Below are 23,772 nucleotides of genomic sequence, written 5' to 3' on the forward strand. Positions count from 1 at the left end.
TCGGGTCCGGCACAGGCTGCGGCTGCACAGCATTCGGGTCCGGCACAGGCTGCGGCTGCACAGCATTCGGGTCCGGCGCAGGCAACGGAGGCAAACCATTCGCTATGCGGCACTCTTCTAGCCGAACCGTGAGTACGTCACCTACCGAAAGTTCGCATGGACCGGCGGCCAGGATCATGTCGTCCGTGACGACGACATCGGCGGCGGGCGCCGCCTGACCGTCGAATTCAGCCTCTGTCATCCCGTTGCTCACTAGTGCGTTCTGAACTTCAACGGGGAGGGCGTCAAACGTCGTGCCGACCGGTGACTCAAGCAACATCGGCTCAACGTCGCTCTCCGTCACCGCCGAAGACGGCACGGGAGCATACGGCTGGGGCGTGACTGATCGCGATGCCTCTGACGCCGATACGATGCCTTGGGCTGGTGCGGCAGACAGGATCAAGAGCGATGCGGCGACTATCGCGCTCACTCGTTTCATGGAAGCTCCTCGACGGCACGGCCTGCTTCACAGACCCGTTAAATGGGACATAGCAGTCGAAGAGTAGCGGGTCTAACTCGCGCCGTGAAGACGCAGTACCGCATCAGCATCGGCGGGGCGCTTCGGCCAAACGTCCAAGCGGTAGAACTCGAATATGGGCATGCCCTCTTCCGGCCCGACGCCACCAGGGTCGGTATCGCGCCCCTTGGCAGCAATTCTCACAACGAGGGGACCAGGACCGGGCGAGATGTCGCCAGTGTCCGGTCCGCCAAAGGGGCTCCTAGCGCCGAACTCCGAAGGCGGATTCTCAAGGACGATCTGCGCAACGTCATCCCACTCGCCGACGTCGAGCGGCTCCGGCTCAGGGCCGCTGTGGTACTCGACGGACACGCTGCCCATGAAGATTCCCGTTCGGAGCCAGGCCGCCTCCCTCTTGGGGCCTGTTGCCACGAGGCCGTTCTCACTCCAGGTGAAGTCCGGTTCATCGTCGGACATCACCCCCTCAGTTGCGCCGATGTAGATCATCCGGTGGTCGGGCTCGATATTGACGGTTCCAGAGCGTCGCACGCTGGTCCTCCCCTATGAACATTGCGCCTGAGAAGAATCTAGCCCAACACTGGTGAACAAGCTCTCGAACCACTCCTTCTGGCGACGGCCGGATGGCGCCGCGGTTGCCCTGCTAGCGAACCGCGGCCTGCTTGTTGTGCAACACGCGCCACCTCCCATCGCAGCTTGGAGCTACTCCTGGTCCAGGCATAGGCCGACGAACCAAGGTTTCCCGACTACGGCCACGCTTGGCCGTGCCTCATGGCGACGATGGCGTCCGGGGGCGCCTCATGACTCCGCTTCGTCCCCGAGCACCTCAAGCGTGTTTCCGAGCTCACCTCGAATCGGCCAGGAGCAGAGCGCGCGCAGTCTTCGAGCGTCTCCGCGCAAGGTCCGGCAAGCGACTCATCTGCCTCGACCGCCACCATCGTCAGCACGAGGTCGGGGCGCTTTACGACAACGCGCTTGAGGAGATCAACGACTAGGAACCGGCTCCCGGCTCCGGAGCCAGAGACCCGAGGAGCGCCGAGTGCCGAGCTCCGAGCTCCGAACGGCGATTCTCAGTCGGTCGACGCGAGCAGCCCGCTCAGCGACTCGACATACGTGGCCCCGGCCCAAGGACCACTCGGCAAGCAGTCAAGCTCCGTCGCAAGATCCGCCATGTGCACGATCCGGTAGGCAGAGGCCCAGGCTGGGTCGTCACCGGGCCAGAGCACTAGGGCATCGTCGGGCGACGTGATCAGCTGGCCGCAGCCGTCGCATCGCCACGGTCCTGAGGGTGCCTCGCCTGCCATCTGGTCACGGTACCGACCGCCGCCGCGGCACCGCTTCTCTGGCAGGGCTTCGTGTCCCCCATGTGTCCCCCCGCAGGTGCACGGGAGTCACGTCGCGCACCATATGCACCAATTCACATCCGCACGAAACCGCGGCTGACCCTCCAGACCCCGGAAATCCACTCGGTCAAGGCGAGTGCCAAAGGACCTCACGTCAGACGTCGCTCTGCACGACCGCCTCGGGCACGGCGAGCTTCGACCGAGACCTCCGGAGCCGCCCGCCCTCGAAGTGCGCGCACCGGGCTACGCACCGCGTCGCATTCCCCGACCCGTAGGCTCGCAGCAGAGACAGACGCCCGTACCCCCGTGTGCAGCACCCGCAGCGCACGCAGACGAGACGAGACCCGCATGCCCGAACCCGCAGACGCCCGTGTGGCGGTCTACATCGACTTCGACAACATCATCATCTCCCGCTACGACCAGGTCCATGGTCGGGGGGCGTTCCACAAGCACAAGGCGAAGAACCTTGCCGTGCAGCCGCCGGACACCGCGGCGGACGTCCGCCAGCGCGCACTGGAGGCGAAGGTCGACATCGACGCCGTCCTCGACTTCGCGTCGTCGCTCGGCACCGTGGCGATCAGCCGGGCGTACGCCGACTGGTCCGTGCCGATCAACGCGAGCTACCGCTCGCAGCTCGTCGACCGAGCCGTCGACCTCACGCAGCTGTTCCCCACTGTTGCGTCCATGAAGAACGGCGCGGACATCCGCCTCGCGATCGACGTCGTCGAGGATCTCTTCCGGGTCCCCGACCTCACCCACGTCGTCATCGTCGCCGGTGACTCGGACTACATCGCGCTCGCCCAGCGCAGCAAGCGCCTCGGGCGGTACGTCGTCGGGATCGGTGTCGCGGGTGCGACGAGCGCGTCGCTCGCCGCCGCGTGCGACGCGTTCATGGACTACGACGCGCTGCCCGGCACCGCGGAGGACGAGCCTGTCGTCGAGGAGACGCCCGAGCCCGTCGCCGAGCGTCCCGCGCGCACGCGCCGTGGGTCTGCCCGCGCTGCGGCGCGGGCAGAAGGCCCCCCGACGACCCCGGATGCCGCCGACGGCGCCAGCACCGGGGCGACCGCCGCGGGGGCGGACCTCGCCCTCTCCGCGACCACCACGGACCCGGACGGGCCCGACGGCGAGGACGAGGACGACGAGTCCGGCGTCGTGGTCCCCCGCAAGGGCCCCAGCGGCCTGCTCGTCCGCGCCCTGCGCCTGGGCCACGCCAAGGACGATGCGGAGTGGCTGCAGACGGGCGCCGTGAAGAACCACATGCTGCGCATGGACCCGACCTTCAACGAGAAGGCCCTCGGGTACCGCACGTTCACCGACTTCCTGCGGTCCCGTGGCTCGTTCGTCGAGGTCGACGAGTCGGGCAACGTCCGCAAGGTCAAGCTCCGCGCCGCGTTCCTGCCGTAGGCCGGGCACAGCATCCATGCCGTGAAAGGATCACGGCATGGATGCTGCCGCGCTCGCCAAGCTGCTCGACCCGGACGGCTGGGCCCTGCTCAACGCGCTCCCGCCGTACGACGAGAAGCTCGCGATGGTTCTCTCCGAGCGTCTGCGTGCGAAGGGCTTCGACCCGGAGCTCGTGTCGCTCGCGCTCACCCAGTCGCGCCTGCGCGACAAGGCGCGAGCGAAGTTCGGCGAGTTCTCCGACGGGATGCTCTTCACACCCGCGGGCCTCGAGCAGGCGACCCGGCTCGTCGTCGCCGCCCACCACGCCCAGCGCTACGTCGCCGCCGGGATCGACCGCGTCGTCGACCTCACGTGCGGTGTCGGCGCCGACGCCATGGCGTTCGCCGGCATGGGACTGACCGTCCTCGCGACGGAGATCGACGAGGTCACGGCCGCGGTCGCCACGGTCAACCTCCGGTCCTTCCCCGAGGCGACCGTCCGGTTCGGGGACGGCCTCGCGCTCGACCTCGCGGCGGAGGGCTTCACCGGGCCGACGTCGGGGATCTACGCGGACCCCGCGCGGCGCACGCGCTCCGGCAAGCGGATCGTCGACCCCAAGGCCTACGCACCAGCGCTCGACGACGTGTGGGCGCTGCGCTCGGCCGTCCCCGCCGTCGGCATCAAGGTGGGCCCGGGGATCTCCCACAACGGCCTGCCCGAGGACTGCGAGGCGCAGTGGGTGTCCGTGGACGGCGACGTGGTCGAGGCAGGGCTGTGGTTCGGTCCGCTCGCCCCGGACCACGGCCGCACAGCGTTGCTGCTCACCGAGGAGGGCGGTCGGACGTCCTCCCGGACGTTCCGTGGCGATGGTCTCGACGACGCCCCCGACGCCGTCGCCGACGTCCGTGGGATCGGCGGTTACCTCTACGAGCCCGACGGCGCCGTCATCCGCGCCGGCCTCGTCGCGGACGCCTCACGCGCGCTCGCCGGCCGTCTGCTGGACCGCACCATCGCGTACATCACGACCGACGCACCGGTCGACTGGCACGGCGCCGTCCCCCTCGGCACCGGGTACCGGGTCCTCGACACCATGCCGTTCGGGCTCAAGCGCGTGCGCGCGTACCTGCGCGAGCGCGGCGTCGGCCGGGTGACGATCAAGAAGCGTGGCACCGCGGTCACGCCCGAGTCCCTCCGCAGCCAGCTCTCGCTCAAGGGCCCGAACGAGGCGACGATCGTTCTCACGCGCGTCGCAGGATCCCAGCAGATCCTCGTCGTCGAGCCGCTCGAGCGCACGGACCCCGTACGCGGGGACCAGCTCCCGTCGACCGGAACGGAATGACCATGCACCTGCCCTTCGCCCGCTCCGAGCGCTCGACGCTCGGCGTCGAGTGGGAGCTCGCACTCGTCGACAAGGACTCCGGCGACCTCCGCCAGGTCGCCCAGACCGTCCTCGACGCCGTCTCCCCCGACGGCACGCAGCACCCGCACATCCGCCAGGAGCTCCTCCTCAACACCGTCGAGATCGTCTCGGGCGTGTGCCGCACGGTCCGCGAGGCCGGGGACGACCTCGAGCGCAGCATCGCCGAGATCCGCACGATCACCGACCCGCTCCGCGTGGAGCTCATGTCCTCCGGGACGCACCCCTCCGCCCGGTGGGCGCAGCAGAAGGTCACGGACAAGGAGCGGTACGCGACCCTCATCGACCGCACCCAGTGGTGGGGGCGGCAGATGCTCATCTACGGGGTGCACGTCCACGTCGGCATCGAGGACCGGGACAAGGTGCTGCCGATCTCCCGCGCGATGCTCGGGTACTTCGGCCACCTGCAGTCGTTGTCGGCGTCGAGCCCGTTCTGGGGCGGCAAGGACACCGGGTACGCCTCGAACCGCGCCCTGATGTTCCAGCAGCTGCCCACCGCCGGCCTCGGCTTCCAGTTCGAGCAGTGGGAGCAGCTCGAGGGGTACGTCGCGGACATGCTGCACACCGGTGTCATCGACCAGTTCGACGAGGTCCGGTGGGACCTGCGCCCCTCCCCCAGGTTCGGCACCCTCGAGACCCGCATCTGCGACGGCGCCTCGAACATCACCGAGGTCCTCGCGCTCGCGGCGCTCAACCACTGCCTCGTCGAGCACCTCTCCACACTCCTCGACCGCGGGGAGACCCTGCTGACGATCCCGCCGTGGTTCGCGCAGGAGAACAAGTGGCGGTCGGCGCGGTACGGCATGGACGCGATCGTCATCACCAATGCCCGTGGCGACGAGGAGCTCGTCACCGACTCCCTCTCGCGGCTGCTCGTCGAGCTCGAGCCCGTCGCGGAACGCCTCGGCTGCTCCGCGGAGCTGGACGGGATCCGCACGATCATGCGCAAGGGCGCGGGATACCAGCGTCAGCGCGCGGTGGCCCGGCGCAACGGCGGCGACCTCGACGCTGTCGTCGACTCCCTCGTCGCCGAGATGCGCGCCGGCAGGCCCTTGTAGGACGGGACCAGCAGGTCAGACCGTCACGGTCGTCAGCGGCATCGACGAGTCCACCGGGATGTCCAGCCGTGACGGGGCGACCCCGGCCGCGACCACGGCGGACCCCAGGGCCGCGATCATCGCCCCGTTGTCGGTGCAGTACCGGATGGGCGGGATCCGCAGCGTGATGCCCGCCTCCGCGCACCGCTCGGCGGCCAGGGTGCGCAGCTGGGAGTTCGCGGAGAAGCCGCCACCGATGACGAGCGTGTCGACGTCGTGCCGGCGGCACGCAGCGATCGTCTTGGCGGTGAGCACGTCGGCGACGGCGTCCGCGAACGACGCCGCGACGTCCGCGAGCGGGATGGGCTCGCCGCTGTCGGTACGCGCCTCGATCCAGCGGGCCACGGCCGTCTTGAGGCCGGAGAACGAGAAGTCGTCCTGGTGACGCGCCTGGTCCTTCGCGGCCGTCAACCCCCGGGGGAACCGGATCGCCCGCGGGTCACCCTCCCGGGCCAACCGGTCGACGTGCGGGCCGCCCGGGTAGGGCAGGCCGAGGAGCCGGCCCACCTTGTCGAACGCCTCGCCTGCGGCGTCGTCGAGCGTGGAACCCAGCTCCGTGACGCGCGTCGCGATGTCGTCGACGAGCAGGAGCGAGGAGTGCCCGCCGGAGACCACGAGCGACAGGAACCGCTCGGGGAACTCGCCATGCACGAGCTGGTCGACCGCCGCGTGCCCCACAACATGGTTGACGCCGTGCAAGGGCTTGTTCAGCGCGACCGCGAGGGCCTTCGCAGCGGACGCCCCCACGGTGAGCGGACCCACGAGGCCCGGGCCGGCGGTGACCGCGACCGCGTCGATCTCGCTGAGGTCCACGTCGGCGGCGGCGAGGGCCCGGCGCAGGGTCGGGACCATGGCCTCGAGGTGGGCACGCGACGCGACCTCGGGGATGATCCCGCCGAACCGCGCGTGCTCGTCGACCGAGCTGGCGACCTCGTCGCTGAGGAGCTCGTTCCCACGGACGAGGGCGACCCCCGTCTCGTCGCAGGAGCTTTCGATGCCGAGGACGAGGGGCGCGGACATGCCTCCTAGATTAAGCCACGCCAGGTCCGCCGAGGACGAGCCGCATGACGTACGCGTCGGTGTCCTCGGGCTGGTAGTACCGCTTGCGCACCCCGATCCGCTCGAACCCGGTGCGCTCGTAGAGCGCGATCGCCGGCACGTTGTCCACCGCGACCTCGAGGAGCACCGCCGTCGCACCGAGCTCGACCGACCGCGCGACGAGCGCGGCGAGGAGCTGTCGGCCCGTCCCGCCCCGCTGGACCGCCGGGTCGACGCCGAGGGTCATGACCTGGGCGACCTCCCCGTCGAACCACAGTCCGGTGTATCCGACGACACGATCCTCGGCCACCGCGACGACGTACCAGCGGCCCGGCCCGGCGAGCTCCTCCCGGAGCATGCCCGGGGTCCAGGCACTGGGACCGAAGAGCTCGACCTCGAGCTCCGCGATGCGCTCGAGGTCCGCGGCCTGCATCGGTCGCAGGGTTTCGTGGCTGCGAGCGCCAGCCGTCATCCGGTGGCCCGCTTGCGCGCCGCAGGCTCCTGCGCGTCGGGGCGGCGCAGGTACAAGGGCTCTGTCGGCAGGGCCTCGCCCGCTGCGGCCCGTGCGAGAGCGATCCGGGCGAGGTGCGCGGGGTCCGGCAGGCTCGGCGCGCCGTCCGTGGGCGGCAGGAGCTCCGGGTAGAGCGCGGTCGCCGGACCGACGACCACGGCGCCGGCGGCGAGCCCCTGTGCGACGACGTCAGCGGGTGCCGCGACACCGGGGCCGGCGACGAGCTCGAGCGCCACCGCTCCCGGCGCGCCGTCCCCGTTCGGCAGGGCCCCACCCACCCGGTAGCGGGCGTAGTACACCTCACGGCGACGCGCGTCGGTCACGACGAGCACGTCGGAACCGGCCGGGACGTCCAGACGGAGCGCTGCGGCCGACGCGACGGCATCGAGGCTCGAGACGCCGTGCACGGGGATGCCGAGCGCGAAGCCGAGGACCTCGGCCGTGACGAGGCCGACCCGCAACCCCGTGAACGGCGCGGGACCCGTGCCGACGACGACGGCGCGCAGGGCGGGCGGGGCCAGCCCCGCCTCGGAGAGGACCTCGTCGATCATCGGGGTGAGGAGCTCGGCGTGCCGGCGCTGCTCGACGACCTGTCGGGCCGCGAGCACGGCCCCGTCGTCGTCGAGCAGAGCCACCGAGACGGCGGCGGAGGTATCGAGAGCTAGGACTGCCACCGGGCCAGCCTACTGAGGTGGTCGGGTGTCCACCGACTCCCGAAGGCCCGGACGGTCACGCGGCGCACTCCCACCTCCGCGTCGGTGAGGTCGTCAGCCCCCTCGGCGCCGACTCCCCCGCGGGGCCGCTCGATCGTGACCTCGAGCCGATCACCGGCGAGCGACTCCACGAGACCCGACCCCCACTCGACGACGGTGACGGACTCCTCGAGGCTCGCATCGAGATCCAACGCGTCGACCTCGTCGAGCGACCCCAGCCGGTAGGCGTCGACGTGCACGAGCGCGGGTCCGGCGCCCAGCGGGGGGTGCACCCGCGCGATGACGAAGGTGGGGGACGCGACCTGACCGCGCACGTCGAGCCCTGCGCCGATGCCCTGGGTGAGGGTCGTCTTGCCCGCGCCCAGGTCTCCGGTGAGCATGACGAGGTCTCCCGCCCGCAGCTCCTGCGCGAGGGCGCGCCCGAGGGCTCGGGTCGCCTCGGCATCGGGCAGCGCGAGAGTGAGGGGTGAGAGCTCAGACGTGGTCACGGGTGTGTCCTGGGGCTGTCGGCCGGGCTCGTGGGTCCCGGGGAGGTCGTCGGTGGCGAGTCGTTGCGGTAGGTGCGCGGGACACGGGCGCCGAGGCGGGTCGTGATCTCGTAGCTGATCGTGTCGGCCGCCCGCGCCCAGTCCTCGGCCGTCGGTCCGCCGTTGGCACCGGTGCCGAAGAGCACCACCGTGTCGCCCGCACGCTCGCTGGCGTCGGCACCGAGATCGACGACGAACTGGTCCATGCAGACCCGTCCCGCCACGTGGAGCGTCCGCCGGGACGGTCCGCTGCCGACGAGCACGGGACCGCCCGGGTGCTCCGGGAGGGATCCTGAGGCGTGCCGCGGGATCCCGTCGGCGTACCCGAGCGGGACGACGCCGAGGGTCGTGGGACCCGTCGTCGTGTAGGCGTGCGCGTAGGACACTCCCGTCGATGCCGGGACCTGCTTGACGGTCGCGAGCGAGGCCTCGAGCGTCATCGCGGGCACCAGCCCGAGATCGGCCGGTCCCCCGAGGTGCGGGACCGGCGACAGGCCGTACACGGCCAGCCCGGGCCGGACGAGGTCGTAGTGCATCCGCGGGTTCGTGAGCGTCGCGGCGGAGTTCGCGAGGTGACGGACCTCGAGGTGCGCGCCGGCGTCCTCGGCGAGGCGGACGGCGTCGTCGAACACCGTCGCCTGCGCGAGCACGGTCGGGTGGGCGGGCTCGTCCGCGAAGGCGAGGTGCGACCAGATCCCCACGACCTCCGCGAGCCCGTCGGCCTGCGCGGCCACGGCCGTGCGGAGCACTCCCGGCAGCGCGTCCGTCGTGACGCCGTTGCGTCCGAGGCCGGTGTCGACCTTGACGTGGATGCGCGCGACCCGGCCGGTGGCGATGGCTGCGGCGAGCACCTCGGCGAGCGCCTCGGGCGACGCCACCGAGATGTCGATGTCGGCGGTGAGGGCCTCGGCGAGCGGGGCGCCGGGGGCGTACAGCCACGTGAGGATGCGGCCCCCCACGCCCGCGGCACGCAGGGCAAGCGCCTCCGGCACCTGGGCGGCGCCGAGCCACCGGGCACCGGCCTCGAGCGCGGCCCGCGCGCACGGCACGAGCCCGTGCCCGTAGGCGTCGGCCTTGACCACGGCCATGACCTCGGCCCCACCTGCTGGACGGGCCGCAGCGGCGACGAGGGTCCGCACGTTGGACCGGACCGCCTCGAGGTCGACGACCGCGCGGGACGGGTACGACGCTGTGACCGTACGGCTCGGTGCGGTCACGACGGGAAGAGCGCTCATAGCTTCCTATTGTCGCCCCGCCACAGGCGCCGGACGACATCGCTGGGCGCACTCACACGTCGACGACGAGGTCGGCCCGGTGCGCGGTCGCCGCGACGAGGCGCGCGTTGGCCTCGTCCGTCCCGAGGGCCCACGCACGGGCGGCCTCCGGAGCCCGACCGTGGAGCACGTGCCGCGCGACGAGGCGGTCCCGCCGGACGGCGTCGTCGACGCGCACGAACCAGGTCTCGTCGAGGTGCGAGCGCACGTCCGCCCAGGGGCCGTCCACGAGGAGGTAGTTGCCCTCGGTGACGACCACCTGCACCTCGGGCACGACGGGGATCGCGCCCGCGACGGGCTCCTCGATCTCACGGCGGAACTCCGGCGCCCACACGGTCGTCGTGCGGTCGCGGAGCCGGGCGAGCAGCGCGACGTACCCGGCGACGTCGAACGTGTCCGGCGCACCCTTGCGGTCCGCCCGGCCCAGGCGCTCCAGCTCGCACTGCGCGAGGTGGAAGCCGTCCATCGGCACGCACACGGCGCCGATGCCCACGGACCGCAGGGTGCGCACGACCTCGGCTGCGAGGGTCGACTTTCCCGCTCCCGGCGGTCCCGCCACGCCGAGCACGATCCGGCCCCCGGGCTCCTGGTCCAGCAGCCGGCCGATCCGCGCGACGTGCGCGTCCCGGGTCGTCCAGTCCGTCCACCTGCCTGCTTCCGAGGCGGTCATGCGTGTCCGGCGAGGAGGGCTGCGACGGTGCCCGGCACGGCGTCCGCCACGTCCAGCGCCGCGACGGGTCCACCAGGGTTCGCGCGTCGAGCCGCCGAGCCGTGCAGGAGCGCAGCAGCCGCCGCAAGGCGCGCCGGGAGCACGGCATCCTTGAGCGTGGCGGTCGAGCGCGCGGCGAGCAGCGCGCCGAGGATCCCCGCGAGGACGTCCCCCGCCCCGGCCGTCGCGAGCCACGCCGGGCCGTCGGCCTGAGCGAACGCCACCCCGTGCCCGACGACGACGGTCACCGGTCCCTTGAGCAGCACGGTCGCGCCGGTGAGCTCGTGCGCGCGCCGCGCCCACCGCAGGGGGGCGGCCTCCACGTCGCTGCGCTCGACCGTCTCGCCGCGAGCCCGCAGCAGCTCGCCCAGCTCGCCCGCGTGCGGAGTGAGCACGACCCACGGCGGGCAGTGCGGGGGGATCAGCGCGAGAGCGCCGGCATCGACGACGACGGGGACCCGGGCGGTCTCGGTCTCGGCGCCCTCGTCCCCCACGACCCGGGCCAGCAGGCGGCGGATCCTGTGCTGCTGGGCGTGGACCGCCTCGTCCGTGACGGCGGGCGCCGACGCGATACCCGGACCCACGGCCCATGCCTGCACCCTGCCGGGTGCCGGCACGGCCTCGGGCCGCAGGGCGATGACGGCGTCCGCGACCTCCCGTGGGCCGAGGTAGCGGACCATCCCCACCCCGGTCCGGACCGCCCCGCTCACCGTGAGGACCGCGGCACCCGGGAACTGCGCGGTCCCCGCGACGACACCCAGCACCCCGCGGGTGTACTTGTGGTCTGCGGCGTCCGGGGCGCGGAGCAGACCGAGGTCCACGAGGTCGGCTGGTTCCAGCCGCCGGACGACGGGGCGGGCGCGGGTGAGGTCCAGTCCGATGTCCACGACCTCCACCCGGCCCGCGAGGGCGGCCGCCGGTGGGAGAAGGAGCGCAGGCTTCCACGCGCCGAACGTCACCGTGACGTCGGCCCGCAGCACAGGACCCGGCACCGTACCGTCGTCCACCCCGACGCCGCTGGGGACGTCGACAGCGACGACGGCTGGGCGCGGCCCGTCCCCGTCGAGAACCGCCGCGACCCTCTCCACGACGTCCCGAGCACGGTCCCGCAACCCGCCGCTCGCACCGATCCCGAGGAGGCCGTCGAGCACGACGTCGCACCCCGAGGCGAGCCCACCGACGTCGCTGTCCGCGGACACCGCCCAGCGCGCGCTCGTCTTCCTCAGTGCCGCCAGACCGGCGTCGTGCACGTGGTCCCCGGCCAGCAGCGCCGTGACGGCCACGCCCCGTCGCGCGAGGGCCGCGGCCGCGTGGAGCGTGTCCCCACCGTTGTTGCCGGGCCCGACGAGCGCGAGGACACGGCTGCCCGCGAGGCGTCCGCGCCGCTCGCGCAGCACCCGCACGACGGCCGCGGCCAGGCCGAACGCCGCCCGGCCCATGAGGTCCTCCCCCGCGGCCAGCAGGGGCGCCTCCGCGTCACGGACTGCACGGGCGTCGTAGGCGTCGATCATGTCTGTCATCATGCCGCGACGCGGCTCGACCCGCGCGGGCCGGGTCGCCACCGTAGGATCTGGCCATGCGATTCGGACTCTTCATCCCACAGGGCTGGCGCCAGGACCTCACCGGCATCGACGCCGCTGACCACTGGTCGACCATGAACGGACTTCTCCAGCACGCCGACACCGGCACCACCTTCGACTCCGTGTGGGTCTACGACCACTTCCACACGGTCCCCGAGCCCACCCAGGAGGCCACGCACGAGGCGTGGACCCTCATGGCAGCCTTCGCCGCCGCGAGCAGCCGCGTGAAGCTCGGTCAGATGTGCACCTGCATGTCGTACCGCAACCCCGCGTACCTCGCGAAGGTCGCCGCCACCGTCGACATCGTCAGCGGCGGCCGCGCCCAGATGGGCATCGGCGCCGGCTGGTACGAGCACGAGTGGCGCGCCTACGGCTACGGATTCCCCGGCGCCGGCGAGCGGCTCGCCATGCTCGACGAGGGCGTGCAGATCATGCGCCAGATGTGGTCGGAGGGCTCCGCGACGTTCGACGGCAAGCACTACCAGGTCGACGGCGCCCGCTGCTACCCGCTCCCCCTCCAGGACGGCGGACCGCCGCTGTGGATCGCGGGGGGCGGAGAGCGCAAGACCCTGAAGATCGCGGCGAAGTACGCGCAGTACACGAACTTCGACGGCTCGGAGGAGACGTTCGCACGCAAGTCCGCGATCCTCGCCGAGCACTGCGACGCCGTGGGACGCGACTTCGGTGCCATCACACGGTCGGCCAACTACAACGTCGTCATCGGCGAGACCGAGAAGGACGTCGCGGACCGCATCGCGTGGTACATCGACCACCTGAAGAAGACCGTTCCGGCGAAGGCCGAGCGTGAGGCCGAGGGATACCGCGACGGGCCGCTCGTCGGGACGCCCGAGCAGATCACCGAGAAGCTCATGGCGCTCGAGGGGCTCGGCATGACGTACGCGATCACGTACTTCGCCGAGGCCGCCTACGACCGCAGCGGGATCGAGCTGTTCGAGCGGACGGTCGCGTCCAACTTCGCCTGACCCGCACCTGCCACCGACGAGGAGCGTCCCGGTCCGCCGGGCGCTCCTCGTCCTGTGTCAGCCGGGGCGCTCGCGTCGTGTGCCCCGGCTCCTCAGCTGCCCGGGGCGTCGCCCTCGGCGACGACCATGGCGGTCGCGATGCCACCGTCGTGCGAGAGGCTGAGGTGGAACCGGGCGACCCCGAGCCGCGCCGCCCGCGCCGCCACGGTCCCCCGCGTCGTCAGCACGGGCGGTCGGCCGGGCTCGCGGGGGATCGTCACGTCGTGCCACCGGAGGTCCCCCGGGGCGCCGAGCGCCTTCGCGACAGCTTCCTTGGCCGCGAAGCGCGCGGCCAGGGACGAGGGCGCGAGGCCGCGCTCCACCTCCGTGAACAGCTTCTCGAGCAGGCGGGGCGTCCGCTCGAGCGCCGCGACGAAGCGGTCGATCTCGACGACATCGACACCGATCCCGACGATCACGAGGGGGCTACTCCACCGTGACGGACTTGGCCAGGTTCCGCGGCTGGTCCACATCGAGCCCCTTGGCCGTCGCGAGCTCGCACGCGAAGATCTGCAACGGCACGACCGTCAGCAGCGGGGAGAGCAGCGTCGGGCAGGCCGGCACCCAGAACACCTCGTCGGCGTAGGGGCGCACGGCCTCGTCACCGTCCTCCGCGATGACCAGCGTGCGCGCCCCGCGTGCACGGATCTCCTGGATGTTCGAGATCACCTTCGAGTGCAGCGAGTGCCGCCCCCGGGGGGACGGGACGACGACGAACACGGCCTGGCCCGGCTCGATGAGCGCGATCGGCCCGTGCTTGAGCTCGCCGGCCGCGAAGCCCTCGGCGTGGATGTACGCGAGCTCCTTGAGCTTGAGCGCGCCCTCGAGCGCCACCGGGAACCCCACGTGGCGACCGAGGAACAGCACCGACGACGTGTCGGCCATCCAGCGGGCGATCTCCCGCACGCGAGCGCCACGGTCGATGACCTCCTGGATCTTCGCCGGCATCTGGCGCAGGTCGTCGAGGATCTCGGCGATCTCGTCCGGGAACTTGTTGCCCCGCAGCTGGGCCAGGTAGAGCCCCAGGAGGTACGCCGCGGTGATCTGCGAGAGGAATGCCTTCGTCGACGCGACCGCGATCTCCGGGCCAGCATGGGTGTAGAGGACCGCGTCGGACTCACGCGGGATCGTCGACCCGTGCGTGTTGACGATCGAGATGACCTTCGCGCCCTGCTCGCGGGCGTGGCGGACGGCCATGAGCGTGTCCATGGTCTCGCCGGACTGCGTGACGGCGACGACGAGAGTCTTGGAGTTGACGACCGGGTCGCGGTACCGGAACTCGTGCGCGAGCTCGACCTCGACCGGGATGCGGCACCAGTGCTCGATCGCGTACTTGGCGACGTGCCCCGAGTACGCGGCAGTGCCGCACGCGATGACGACGATCTTGTCGATGGACCGCAGGACGGCCTCGTCGATCCGCAGGTCGTCGAGGACGAGCTGGCCCTGCGCGTCCGTCCGGCCGAGGAGCGTGTCCGCGACGGCCTTGGGCTGGTCGTGGATCTCCTTGTCCATGAAGGACGCGAAGCCGCCCTTCTCCGCCGCCTCCGTGTCCCAGTCCACGGTGAAGCGGCGGGCCTCGACCGGGTTGCCGTGGAAGTCCGTCACCGCGACCGCGTCAGGCGTGATCGTCGCGATCTGGTCCTGACCGAGCTCGAGCGCGTCACGCGTGTAGGCGATGAAGGCGGCGACGTCCGACCCGAGGAAGTTCTCACCCTCGCCGAGCCCGACGACGAGCGGTGAGTCGTGGCGTGCGCCGACGACCGTGTCCGGGCTGTCGGCGTGGACAGCGAGCAGCGTGAAGGTGCCGTCCAGCCGCTGGACGACCCTCCGCATCGCCTCGGTGAGGTCACCCGTCTCGGCGTGCGCGATGGCGAGCAGGTGTGCGACGACCTCCGTGTCGGTCTCCGACAGGAACTCCACGCCCACGGCGAGGAGCTCCTCCTTGAGGAGGGCGAAGTTCTCGACGATCCCGTTGTGGATCACTGCGAGGCGTCCACCGTCCGCGAGGTGCGGGTGGGCGTTGACGTCGTTGGGGGCGCCGTGCGTCGCCCAACGCGTGTGGCCGATGGCTGCGGTCGCCGGCGGGAGAGGGCTCGACTCGAGCTCCCCCATGAGGTTGACGAGCTTGCCGGCCTTCTTGGCGCTGACGACGGTGCCGAGGCCCGGCCCGACGAGCGCGACCCCCGCAGAGTCGTACCCCCGGTACTCCAGGCGCCGGAGACCGGAGATCATCACCTCGAGCGGACGGTCCGACGCGGTCTGGGACCCTACATAACCCACGATTCCACACATGGGCGTGAGTCTAGTGGACGGGGAGGCCCGCGCGATCAGGCAGAATCAACAAGTGGTTGACTCGAACATCGTGCCCGCGACTCCCTACGTGGACCTCGACCGGGCAGCGTGGTACCGGCTCTCCGAGTCCACCCCGCTGCCGATGACCGACGACGACGTCGCCCGGTTGCGCGGGATCGGTGACCCCATCGACCTCGCGGAGGTCGACACCGTCTACCGCCCCCTGTCACGGCTGCTCAACCTCTACGTCACGGCCACGACGAACCTCCGCGGCGCGACGTCGACGTTCCTCCGGGAGGACTCCGGGAGGACGCCGTACGTCATCGGGGTCGCCGGATCGGTGGCCGTCGGGAAGTCCACCACCGCGCGCCTCCTGCGCGAGATGATGGCTCGCTGGCCCAACACCCCCAGTGTCCAGCTCATCACCACGGACGGGTTCCTCCTGCCGAACGCCGAGCTGCAACGCCGCGGGCTCATGGACCGGAAGGGGTTTCCCGAGTCCTACGACCGCCGGGCGCTCATCCGGTTCCTCACGAAGATCAAGGCCGGCCACGCCCGGGTGAGCGCCCCGGTGTACGACCACCTCACGTACGACATCGTCCCGGGCCGACGGACGGTCGTCAGCCAGCCCGACGTGCTCATCGTCGAGGGACTCAACGTGCTGCAGCCCGCCCGGTCGACGGAGAGCGCGTCGAACCTCGCGGTGAGCGACTTCTTCGACTTCTCGATCTACGTGGACGCGCGGACCTCGGACGTGCGTCAGTGGTACGTCGACCGTTTTCTCTCGCTGCGCAAGACGGCGTTCGCACGCCCCGAGTCGTACTTCCACCGGTACGCGGACCTGTCGGACGACGAAGCGATCGAGAAGGCCGAGTCGATCTGGGACACGATCAACGAACCGAACCTCATCGAGAACATCCTGCCCACGCGCAGCCGGGCGACGCTCGTCCTCACCAAGGGGCCGGACCACGCCGTCCAGCGGGTCCGGCTGCGCAAGCTCTGATCAGCACGCGGCGCGTCCGCTGGCCGGGACGGCCGAGCCGGGACGGTCCTCGGCGGGCACGGCAAGCTCGTCGCGCGCCTCCCGTCGCGCGGTACGCGCGGCGCGGCCGCGCAGGATCCGCCCCAGGACCCAGTCGACGACGAACCCGATGAGGACGCCGCCAGCGACGCCGACGGCAACGGCGAGCAGGGGGCTGTGCTCGAGCCAGGCACCGGCGCCCACCCCGATGAGTGTCGAGTACGCCGCCCACGAGACCGCCGCGATGCCGGCGAGACCCGTGAACTTCGCCCGTGAGTACTGCACCGTGCCCGCGGTGATGTTGACGGCGACGCGACCGACCGGGATGTACCGCGCCGCGATGATGATCGGGGCCGGTCGGTGCTGCAGGGCCCGCTCCGCCCACACGAACGCCGCCTGCACCCGTCGGCCGCGCATGAGTCGCATCTGCCGCACGTCCAGCCGCCTTCCTACCGAGAAGGCGATGAGGTCCCCGGTGAACGCACCCGTGGCCGCGACGATGCCGAGCACCCAGAGGTTCGGGCTGCCGTCCGACACCGAGAGCGCAGCGAGGGCGATGACGAAGGACTCGCTCGGAACGGGCGGGAAGATCGCGTCGACCGTGACGAACACGAAGAGCACGACGAAGATCCACGGCGACGCGGCCAACCCCGCGGCCCAGACCTCAAGCCCGTCCAGCACCGAGGCCCTCTTCTCTCTCGACAGATCGCGAGCGCGGATCGCTCGCACCCCCCACAGCTCCTGGCACCAGGCCAGGCACGGGTCTGGTGGGGAAGGCCCCGACGGGGCGTCTCATCTCATCATCATGCATCTGCCGAGCACTTCCCCCGGAGGGATGAACGAGGGACGCCGCTCCTCGTCCTCAGGGCGGTCTGCACCGGGCGGCCCTAGGCCCCGTGCCGGAGCAGGTTGTCGTTGCTCGACAACGAGCGCAGGTCTGCCCGATCGAGATAGAGGGTCCCCCGCAGGTGGTCGGTCTCGTGCTGGACGATCCGCGCGGGCCAGCCGACGAGCTGCTCGTCGAGCGCAGCACCGGTCTCGTCCCACCCCGTGAGCCGCACGGTGTGGTGGCGCGCCACGACAGCCTGGTACCCGGGAACGCTCAGGCACCCCTCGAAGAACGAGCGCTGCGCGCCACCGACGCCCTCGTAGGCGGGATTGACGAGAACCCGGTGCGCCAGCGGCGTGCGCTCGCGCGGGTCCTCCTCCCCCCCCGGCGCGGCACCCACGTCGTGCAGGACCGCGAGCGCGAGGGGGATGCCGATCTGCGGGGCCGCGAGCCCGACCCCGGGAGCAGCGAGCATCGTCGACCGCATCGCCGCGAGGAGTGCGGGGAGCACGTCGTCGAGCTGCCCGTCGTAGGGCTCTGCGGGGGCGCGCAGGACCGGGTCTCCCGCGTGGACGATCGGCAGCACGCCTGTCGGGTGTGCCCCGAGCAGCGCCTCGACCGCGGAACGGACGAACCCGCTCACTGCAGGGCCAGGCGCTCGCGCACGACGTCGGCGAGCGAGGACGCGACGTCGTCCGCCTGCTGCTGTGTCGCGGCCTCGACCATGACGCGCACGAGGTCCTCCGTGCCGGAGGGCCTCAGGAGGACGCGTCCGGTGCTCCCCAGCAGCCCCTCGGCGTGCTTGACCGCGGAGAGGACGTCCTCGTCCGTCCTCGCCCGCGCCTTGTCGACGCCGGCCACGTTGATCATGACCTGCGGGAGCCGGGTGATGCCGGAGGCCAGCGCGGACATCGTCCTCTTGCTCTCGGCGAGGCGGCTGAGCAGGTGCAGGGCGGTGAGCACGCCGTCCCCGGTCGTGGCGTAGTCCGTGAGCAGCACGTGGCCCGACTGCTCGCCTCCGACGGAGTACCCGCCCCGGCGCATCTCCTCGAGCACGTAGCGGTCGCCCACGTTGGTCTCGACGGTCCGGATCCCCGAGCGCTCCATGGCGAGCTTGAGCCCGAGGTTGGACATCACGGTCGTGACGAGCGTCCCGTTCGCGAGGGTGCCCCGCTCCGCGTGCGCGATCGCGAGGATCCCCATGATCTGGTCGCCGTCGACGATCTCCCCGTCCTCGTCGGCGGCGATGCACCGGTCGGCGTCACCGTCGAACGAGACGCCCGCGTGCGCCCAGTGGCCCACCGTGGCCGCTGCCATCCGACGAGGGCTCGTCGCACCGTAGCCCTTGTTGATGTTCTCCCCGTCGGGGTAGGAACCGATGACGACGACCTCGGCCCCGGCCCGGCGCAACGCCTCCGGGCCCACCTCGCTCGCGGAGCCGTTCGCGCTGTCGACGACGACCTTGAGGCCGTCCAGCGGGTACGGGACGGTCGAGACGATGTGGTCGACGTACCGCCAGACAGCGGCGAGGTCCTGCGTCGTGCGGCCGACGTCCGCGCCGGTCGGTCGGTTCCAGTCCTCACGCAGCCGCGCCTCGATCTGGTCCTCGACGTCGTCGTCGAGCTTGAAGCCCGACCGGTTGAAGAACTTGATCCCGTTGTCCTCCATCGGGTTGTGCGACGCGGAGATCATCACCCCCAGGTCGAGGTTGAGGTCCCCGGTGAGGTAGGCGACCGCCGGCGTCGGCACGACCCCGACGTCGATGACGTCGACGCCGGCGCTCGCCAGACCGGCGCACACGGCAGCGGAGAGGAACTCGCCCGACGCGCGAGGATCACGACCGACGACCGCCCTGGGGCGGTGCCCGGTGAACTCACCCTGCTGCCCGAGGACGTGTGCTGCCGCAACGGCGAGGTCGAGGGCAAGCTCGGCGGTCACGTCCCTGTTGGCGAGCCCGCGGACCCCGTCGGTGCCGAATAGTCGTCCCATGGTGTGCAAAACCTCCGTGGAGAGGCGTGGTCGCGCGCGGGTGGCCGACCTCCGCCGTCGATCATGACAACGGCCGACGGCCCCGATGGCGAACCATCGGGGCCGTCGACACTGAGCGCAGGGATCAGCGCTTGGAGTACTGCGGAGCCTTGCGTGCCTTCTTGAGTCCAGCCTTCTTGCGCTCCACGACGCGTGCGTCGCGGGTGAGGAAGCCAGCCTTCTTCAGGGCTGCGCGGTTGTGCTCCTCGTCGATCTCGTTGAGAGCACGGGCGATACCCAGGCGCAGCGCTCCGGCCTGACCGGAGGTGCCGCCACCGTTGATGCGCGCGATGACGTCGAAGCGCCCCTCGACGTCGACGAGCTTCAGCGGGGAGTTCACGAGCTGCTGGTGCACCTTGTTCGGGAAGTACTCCTCGAGCGAACGCCCGTTGACCTTCCACTGCCCGGTGCCGGGGACGAGACGCACGCGTGCGATCGCTTCCTTGCGGCGTCCCAGAGCCTGGGCGGGCGCGGTGATGCTCTGGCCACGGCCCGCGGGGGCGGTGGTCTCAGAGGTGTAGCTGCTGGGAGAGTCTTCGTCCAGCGTGTCGGTGTCGACGGTGGTCTCGGCCACGGTGTCCTCGCGTCCTTGTATGTCTGCGCAGCAGGCCGGGGCCTACTGAGCGACCTGGGTGATCTCGAACGGCTTCGGCTGCTGCGCAGCGTGGGGGTGCTCAGGGCCTGCGTAGACCTTGAGCTTGCCCAGCTGGTTGCGGCCGAGGGTGGTCTTCGGGAGCATGCCGCGGACGGCCTTCTCCACAGCTCGCTCAGGGCGCTTCTCCAACAGCTCGGAGTAAGCGACGGAGCGCAGTCCACCCGGGTAACCGGAGTGGGTGTATGCGAGCTTCTGCTCACGCTTGTTGCCGGTCAGGGCGACCTTGCCCGCGTTGATGATGATGACAAAGTCACCACCGTCGACGTGCGGCGCGAAGGTGGCCTTGTGCTTGCCACGGAGCAGTGTCGCGACGTGGGTGGCGAGGCGGCCCAGGACGACATCGGTCGCGTCGATGACGTACCAGTCGCTCTGGACGTCGCCGGGCTTCGGGGTGTACGTACGCACGGTCGTAGCCTTCGTTTCGTGTTCGTGTCTTCTCCGGCACAGGATTCTGCAGCCGGCGAGGTCGGTGAGGGCTCCGTCTCTGACCTAGCGAGTGGGCGCACCGGTCACGTATGGAAGCACAACGACTGGCCACGATATCCGCTCCGTACCCGGCTGGTCAAAACCGGGTAGGTCACAGCCTGCGTCCGGGGCCCTCGTGGGCTCCCGTGGGCGGTGCTGCGAGAAGCTGGCACGGACAGGTAGCACGTCGCGCAACGATTATAACCCGGCCCGCGCCGACGACGTTCCGCTGAGGTCCCCGCCGAGCGCTGCAGGAGCGCACCCCGGGCACTCGCCCGCCGCGGCCAGGTGCCGGCACGCGTCGCAGTACAGCCGGAGCGTGGTGCACGACGGAGACCTGCAGTTCTCGTACTTCGCCGTCCGCTCGCCGCACTCGACGCACTCGCCCAACGGCACGCTCCCCTCGTCGAACTCGACGTGCATGCGTCCGTCGAAGACGTAGAGGGACCCCTCCCACAGGCCCGCCGATCCCCGCTCCTCGCCATACCGGACGATCCCGCCGTCGAGCTGGTAGACCTCCGTGAACCCCCGGTCGACCATGAGGGCCGAGAGCACCTCGCACCGGATCCCCCCCGTGCAGTAGGTCACCACCGGTCGGTCCTTGAGATCGTCGTACCGGCCCGAGTCGAGCTCTGCGACGAAGTCCCGGGTCGTCGCCACGTCGGGGACGACCGCCCCACGGAAGCGGCCGATCGCCGCTTCGAACGCGTTGCGACCGTCGAAGAACACGACGTCGCCGCCGCGCTCGGCGACGAGGGCGTCCACCTCCTGGGGCGAGAGGTGGACACCGCCACCGACGACCCCGTCGGCGTCGACCCGGAGGTCGTCCGGCGCGCCGAAGCTCACGAGCTCCGGCCGCACCCGGACGCTGAGGCGCGGGAAGTCAGAGCCGGTGCCGGCGGACCACTTGACGTCCATGCCGGCGAAACCGGGGTGCTGACGCGTCGTCTTCACGTACTGCTTGAGGTGCTCCACCGTCCCGCCGAGCGTGCCGTTGATGCCGTGCGGCGAGACGATGACGCGCCCGGTGAGGTCCCACCGTTCCGCGAGCGCCGTCTGCCACAGTCGGACTGCGACCGGGTCCGCGAGCGGCGCGAAGGCATAGAAGAGGACGATCTTGTGCACGGCCATCGGACCAGGATATTCGCGTCAGCGGACCCGCTCGACGCGCGCGGAGTCCCACACCGGCTCGTCGGTCTGCCGCACGGTGCCGTCGCTGCCGAACACGAGGAACCGGTCGAAGCCCCGCGCGAACCACCGGTCGTGGGTGACCGCGACGACCGTCCCCTCGAACTGGGCGAGGCCGGCCTCGAGCGCCTCTGCGGAGTGCAGGTCGAGGTTGTCCGTGGGCTCGTCCAGCAGCAGCAGCGTCGCCCCACCGAGCTCGAGCAGGAGGATCTGGAACCGTGCCTGCTGCCCGCCGGACAGCGTCTCGAACCGCTGCTCGGCCTGGCCGGCCAGCTCGTAGCGGTCGAGCGCCTTGCTCGCCGGCTCCCTGCTCATGCCCTCACGCGCTCCGTCCCCGCGGTGCAGGATGTCCAGGAGGGTGCGCCCCTCGAGCTCCGGGTGGTCGTGGTTCTGGGCGAACCACCCGGGGCGGACCCGGGACCCGAGGGTGACGACGCCCGTGTGCGCCACCGGATCCGCTCCTCCAGGCGCTCCGCCGGGCCCGCGCACCTCCGCAGGCCCCTGGGACCCGCCTGCCGCGAGCAACCGCATGAAGTGCGACTTGCCCGAGCCGTTCGATCCGAGCACCGCGACCCGGTCGCCGAACCAGATCTCGGTGTCGAACGGCTTCATCAGACCAGTGAGCTCCAGCCCCTGCGCCACCACGGCCCGCTTGGCCGTGCGGCCACCGGTCAGCCGTACCCGGACGTCCTGGTCCCGGACGACGACCTCCGGCGGCCCGGCCTCCTCGAACTTGCGCAGCCGCGTCTGTGCCGCCTGGTAGCGACTGGCGAGCCCGTCGTTGAACGCCGACTTGTTCTTCAGCGTGTTGACGAGATCCTTGAGCTTGCCGTGCTCCTCGTCCCACCGACGACGCAGCTCCTCGAGCCGGCTCATCCGGTCGGCGCGTGCCGCGGCGTACGTCGCGAACCCTCCCCCGTGCACCCAGATCGAGCCGCCGGCGGCGCCGGGCTCGATGGTCGCGACCTGGGTGGCCGTGCGAGCCAGCAGCTCTCGGTCGTGACTGATGAACAGCACCGTCTTGGGCGACGCCGCGAGCTCCTCCTCGAGCCACCGCTTGGTCGGGACGTCGAGGTAGTTGTCAGGCTCGTCGAGGAGGAGGACCTCCTCCGGTCCCCGCAGGAGTGCGGTGAGGACGAGCCGCTTCTGCTCCCCGCCCGAGAGCGTGCGCAGCTCTCGGAACTGGGCCTGCTCGAAGGGCACGGAAAGGACGTCGCGCGTGACGTGGTCCCAGTCGTTCTCCGCCTCGTACCCCCGCACGTCCGCCCAGTCGGCGAGGGCCTGCGCGTAGCGCATCTGTGTCGGCTCGTCCTCGGCAGTCATCATCGCGAGCTCCGCAGCGGCGAGCTCGAGACCCGCGTCACGAACAGCCGCAGGTGCCAGGTCGACGAGCGCGTCCCGGACGCTGCGGTCGTCGTCGGCCCGCCCGACGAACTGCCGCATGACACCGAGACCACCGCTGCGGCTCACCCGCCCCCCGTGCGGCTCGACGTCCCCGGCGACGATCCGCATGAGGGTCGTCTTGCCGGCCCCGTTGGGTCCGACGAGAGCCACCTTGGCTCCGTCGGCCACCCGCAGGCTGACGCCCGCGAGGAGCGGACGACCGTCGGGGAGGTGGTAGCTGATCTCGTTGATGTCGATGTGTCCCACGGCCCCAGTCTGCGGTCTGAGCCCGTCTCCGGGCGAACCCTTTCCAGGGACGCCCTCGCCGTGCGGAGGCGGCCGGACGGTGCGACCGTGGAAGGCATGAGCGAAGACACACCAGCAACCAGCACAGATCCCGCCCTCGGTTCCGAGGGCGACTCGAACCAGCTCGGCGGCGAGGACACGATGTCTGGCGCCGACGTGGACCAGCTGCTCGACGAGGGGTTCTCCCCGCCCGACGAGCCACGGCAGAACCACTACGGGGAGACCCCGTGGGAGGAGACCCACGGGGAGCCCCACGACCTCCGCCTCGCTGAGGAGGAGCCTGAGGTGTGGGAGGCCCCCGACCTCGAGAACCCGGACGGCGCGGACGTCGATCGCGCCGGGGAGCTGGCAGCCGACGCGCTCGCCCTCGACGGCCAGGAGAACGATGTGTTCGCCGTGGAGGAGGGCAGCTCCGCGGGTGTCGGCGCCGAGGACGCGGCGATGCACGTCATCAGCGAACCCACGGACTGACCC

At 71.2% G+C, this 23,772-nt stretch carries 24 protein-coding genes; 6 read left to right on the forward strand and 18 right to left on the reverse strand.

The window, feature by feature from the left end; genetic code table 11:
* On the reverse strand, positions 1 to 478 hold a 478-nt coding region (locus tag AC54T1_RS10100), incomplete at its 3' end, for a hypothetical protein (protein ID WP_496911870.1).
* A gap of 72 nt (positions 479 to 550) precedes the next feature.
* Positions 551 to 1,045, reverse strand: coding sequence for a hypothetical protein (locus AC54T1_RS10105; protein ID WP_484345733.1), 495 nt, complete (start codon positions 1,043 to 1,045; stop codon positions 551 to 553).
* 1,160 nt (positions 1,046 to 2,205) lie between these two features.
* Here AC54T1_RS10105 and AC54T1_RS10110 point away from each other — a divergent pair.
* Genes AC54T1_RS10110 through AC54T1_RS10120 form a run of 3 tightly spaced genes read left to right on the forward strand, consistent with a single transcriptional unit; the run spans position 2,206 to position 5,718 of the window.
* Positions 2,206 to 3,264 carry an NYN domain-containing protein gene (locus AC54T1_RS10110; protein WP_484345732.1) on the forward strand — a complete coding sequence of 353 codons (1,059 nt, stop codon included), beginning with the start codon at positions 2,206 to 2,208 and terminating at the stop codon, positions 3,262 to 3,264.
* 37 nt (positions 3,265 to 3,301) lie between these two features.
* Positions 3,302 to 4,582 (forward strand): THUMP-like domain-containing protein, encoded by a 1,281-nt coding sequence (locus AC54T1_RS10115; protein WP_484345731.1) that lies wholly within the window; start codon positions 3,302 to 3,304, stop codon positions 4,580 to 4,582.
* A 2-nt stretch (positions 4,583 to 4,584) separates the two neighbouring features.
* The gene (locus AC54T1_RS10120; RefSeq protein ID WP_484345756.1) at positions 4,585 to 5,718 is read left to right on the forward strand and encodes a glutamate--cysteine ligase; all 1,134 of its coding nucleotides are present in this window, start codon (positions 4,585 to 4,587) and stop codon (positions 5,716 to 5,718) included.
* Between the two features lie 15 nt (positions 5,719 to 5,733).
* Here the strand turns inward: AC54T1_RS10120 and tsaD are convergent, their stop codons facing one another.
* Genes tsaD through AC54T1_RS10155 form a run of 7 tightly spaced genes read right to left on the reverse strand, consistent with a single transcriptional unit; the run spans position 5,734 to position 12,040 of the window.
* Entirely contained in the window at positions 5,734 to 6,777 is a 1,044-nt protein-coding gene (gene tsaD / locus AC54T1_RS10125; RefSeq protein WP_484345730.1) for a tRNA (adenosine(37)-N6)-threonylcarbamoyltransferase complex transferase subunit TsaD, read from the reverse strand.
* A gap of 10 nt (positions 6,778 to 6,787) precedes the next feature.
* A complete protein-coding gene (gene rimI, locus AC54T1_RS10130; RefSeq protein ID WP_496911871.1) occupies positions 6,788 to 7,228 on the reverse strand; it encodes a ribosomal protein S18-alanine N-acetyltransferase in 441 nt (146 codons plus the stop codon).
* A 35-nt stretch (positions 7,229 to 7,263) separates the two neighbouring features.
* Positions 7,264 to 7,980, reverse strand: a complete 717-nt coding sequence (gene tsaB, locus AC54T1_RS10135; RefSeq protein WP_496911872.1) for a tRNA (adenosine(37)-N6)-threonylcarbamoyltransferase complex dimerization subunit type 1 TsaB — start codon at positions 7,978 to 7,980, stop codon at positions 7,264 to 7,266.
* The gene (tsaE, locus tag AC54T1_RS10140; protein WP_496911873.1) at positions 7,968 to 8,507 is read right to left on the reverse strand and encodes a tRNA (adenosine(37)-N6)-threonylcarbamoyltransferase complex ATPase subunit type 1 TsaE; all 540 of its coding nucleotides are present in this window, start codon (positions 8,505 to 8,507) and stop codon (positions 7,968 to 7,970) included. Before tsaE ends, tsaB begins: the two co-directional genes overlap by 13 nt.
* Positions 8,504 to 9,781, reverse strand: a complete 1,278-nt coding sequence (alr, locus tag AC54T1_RS10145) for an alanine racemase (RefSeq protein WP_496911874.1) — start codon at positions 9,779 to 9,781, stop codon at positions 8,504 to 8,506. Before alr ends, tsaE begins: the two co-directional genes overlap by 4 nt.
* Positions 9,782 to 9,833: 52 nt before the next feature.
* Positions 9,834 to 10,490, reverse strand: coding sequence for a nucleoside/nucleotide kinase family protein (locus tag AC54T1_RS10150; RefSeq protein WP_496911875.1), 657 nt, complete (start codon positions 10,488 to 10,490; stop codon positions 9,834 to 9,836).
* The gene (locus AC54T1_RS10155; RefSeq protein WP_496911876.1) at positions 10,487 to 12,040 is read right to left on the reverse strand and encodes an NAD(P)H-hydrate epimerase; all 1,554 of its coding nucleotides are present in this window, start codon (positions 12,038 to 12,040) and stop codon (positions 10,487 to 10,489) included. Before AC54T1_RS10155 ends, AC54T1_RS10150 begins: the two co-directional genes overlap by 4 nt.
* A gap of 65 nt (positions 12,041 to 12,105) precedes the next feature.
* Here AC54T1_RS10155 and AC54T1_RS10160 point away from each other — a divergent pair, with 65 nt between their 5' ends.
* Entirely contained in the window at positions 12,106 to 13,092 is a 987-nt protein-coding gene (locus AC54T1_RS10160; RefSeq protein ID WP_484345723.1) for an LLM class F420-dependent oxidoreductase, read from the forward strand.
* A gap of 92 nt (positions 13,093 to 13,184) precedes the next feature.
* Here AC54T1_RS10160 and AC54T1_RS10165 read toward each other — a convergent pair whose 3' ends face one another.
* Together AC54T1_RS10165 and glmS are read right to left on the reverse strand one after the other, a co-directional pair.
* A complete protein-coding gene (locus AC54T1_RS10165; protein WP_484345722.1) occupies positions 13,185 to 13,550 on the reverse strand; it encodes a holo-ACP synthase in 366 nt (121 codons plus the stop codon).
* A 7-nt stretch (positions 13,551 to 13,557) separates the two neighbouring features.
* A complete protein-coding gene (gene glmS / locus AC54T1_RS10170) occupies positions 13,558 to 15,423 on the reverse strand; it encodes a glutamine--fructose-6-phosphate transaminase (isomerizing) (RefSeq protein ID WP_496911877.1) in 1,866 nt (621 codons plus the stop codon).
* A gap of 52 nt (positions 15,424 to 15,475) precedes the next feature.
* Between glmS and coaA the strand changes: the two genes are divergently transcribed.
* Positions 15,476 to 16,426, forward strand: a complete 951-nt coding sequence (gene coaA / locus AC54T1_RS10175) for a type I pantothenate kinase (RefSeq protein WP_484345720.1) — start codon at positions 15,476 to 15,478, stop codon at positions 16,424 to 16,426.
* Here coaA and AC54T1_RS10180 read toward each other — a convergent pair whose 3' ends face one another.
* The 7 genes from AC54T1_RS10180 to AC54T1_RS10210 form a co-directional block, all read right to left on the reverse strand.
* Positions 16,427 to 17,125: a DedA family protein gene (locus AC54T1_RS10180; protein WP_484345719.1), complete on the reverse strand. Its 699-nt coding sequence runs from the start codon at positions 17,123 to 17,125 to the stop codon at positions 16,427 to 16,429.
* Positions 17,126 to 17,331: 206 nt separating this feature from the next.
* Positions 17,332 to 17,916, reverse strand: a complete 585-nt coding sequence (locus tag AC54T1_RS10185) for a peptide deformylase (protein WP_496911878.1) — start codon at positions 17,914 to 17,916, stop codon at positions 17,332 to 17,334.
* Positions 17,913 to 19,262: a phosphoglucosamine mutase gene (gene glmM, locus AC54T1_RS10190; RefSeq protein WP_496911879.1), complete on the reverse strand. Its 1,350-nt coding sequence runs from the start codon at positions 19,260 to 19,262 to the stop codon at positions 17,913 to 17,915. The genes AC54T1_RS10185 and glmM overlap by 4 nt, the downstream gene beginning before the upstream one ends.
* Before the next feature lie 124 nt (positions 19,263 to 19,386).
* On the reverse strand, positions 19,387 to 19,875 hold the full coding sequence (rpsI, locus tag AC54T1_RS10195; protein ID WP_484345716.1) for a 30S ribosomal protein S9: 489 nt from the start codon (positions 19,873 to 19,875) through the stop codon (positions 19,387 to 19,389).
* A 42-nt stretch (positions 19,876 to 19,917) separates the two neighbouring features.
* Positions 19,918 to 20,361 carry a 50S ribosomal protein L13 gene (gene rplM / locus AC54T1_RS10200; protein WP_484345715.1) on the reverse strand — a complete coding sequence of 148 codons (444 nt, stop codon included), beginning with the start codon at positions 20,359 to 20,361 and terminating at the stop codon, positions 19,918 to 19,920.
* Between the two features lie 258 nt (positions 20,362 to 20,619).
* On the reverse strand, positions 20,620 to 21,552 hold the full coding sequence (gene trhO / locus AC54T1_RS10205; protein ID WP_496911880.1) for an oxygen-dependent tRNA uridine(34) hydroxylase TrhO: 933 nt from the start codon (positions 21,550 to 21,552) through the stop codon (positions 20,620 to 20,622).
* Positions 21,553 to 21,570: 18 nt separating this feature from the next.
* On the reverse strand, positions 21,571 to 23,259 hold the full coding sequence (locus AC54T1_RS10210) for an ABC-F family ATP-binding cassette domain-containing protein (RefSeq protein WP_496911881.1): 1,689 nt from the start codon (positions 23,257 to 23,259) through the stop codon (positions 21,571 to 21,573).
* 96 nt (positions 23,260 to 23,355) lie between these two features.
* Here AC54T1_RS10210 and AC54T1_RS10215 point away from each other — a divergent pair, with 96 nt between their 5' ends.
* On the forward strand, positions 23,356 to 23,769 hold the full coding sequence (locus AC54T1_RS10215) for a DUF5709 domain-containing protein (protein WP_484345712.1): 414 nt from the start codon (positions 23,356 to 23,358) through the stop codon (positions 23,767 to 23,769).
* The last annotated feature ends 3 nt before the right edge of the window (positions 23,770 to 23,772 follow it).

Source organism: Sanguibacter sp. Z41_6 (assembly GCF_059621145.1).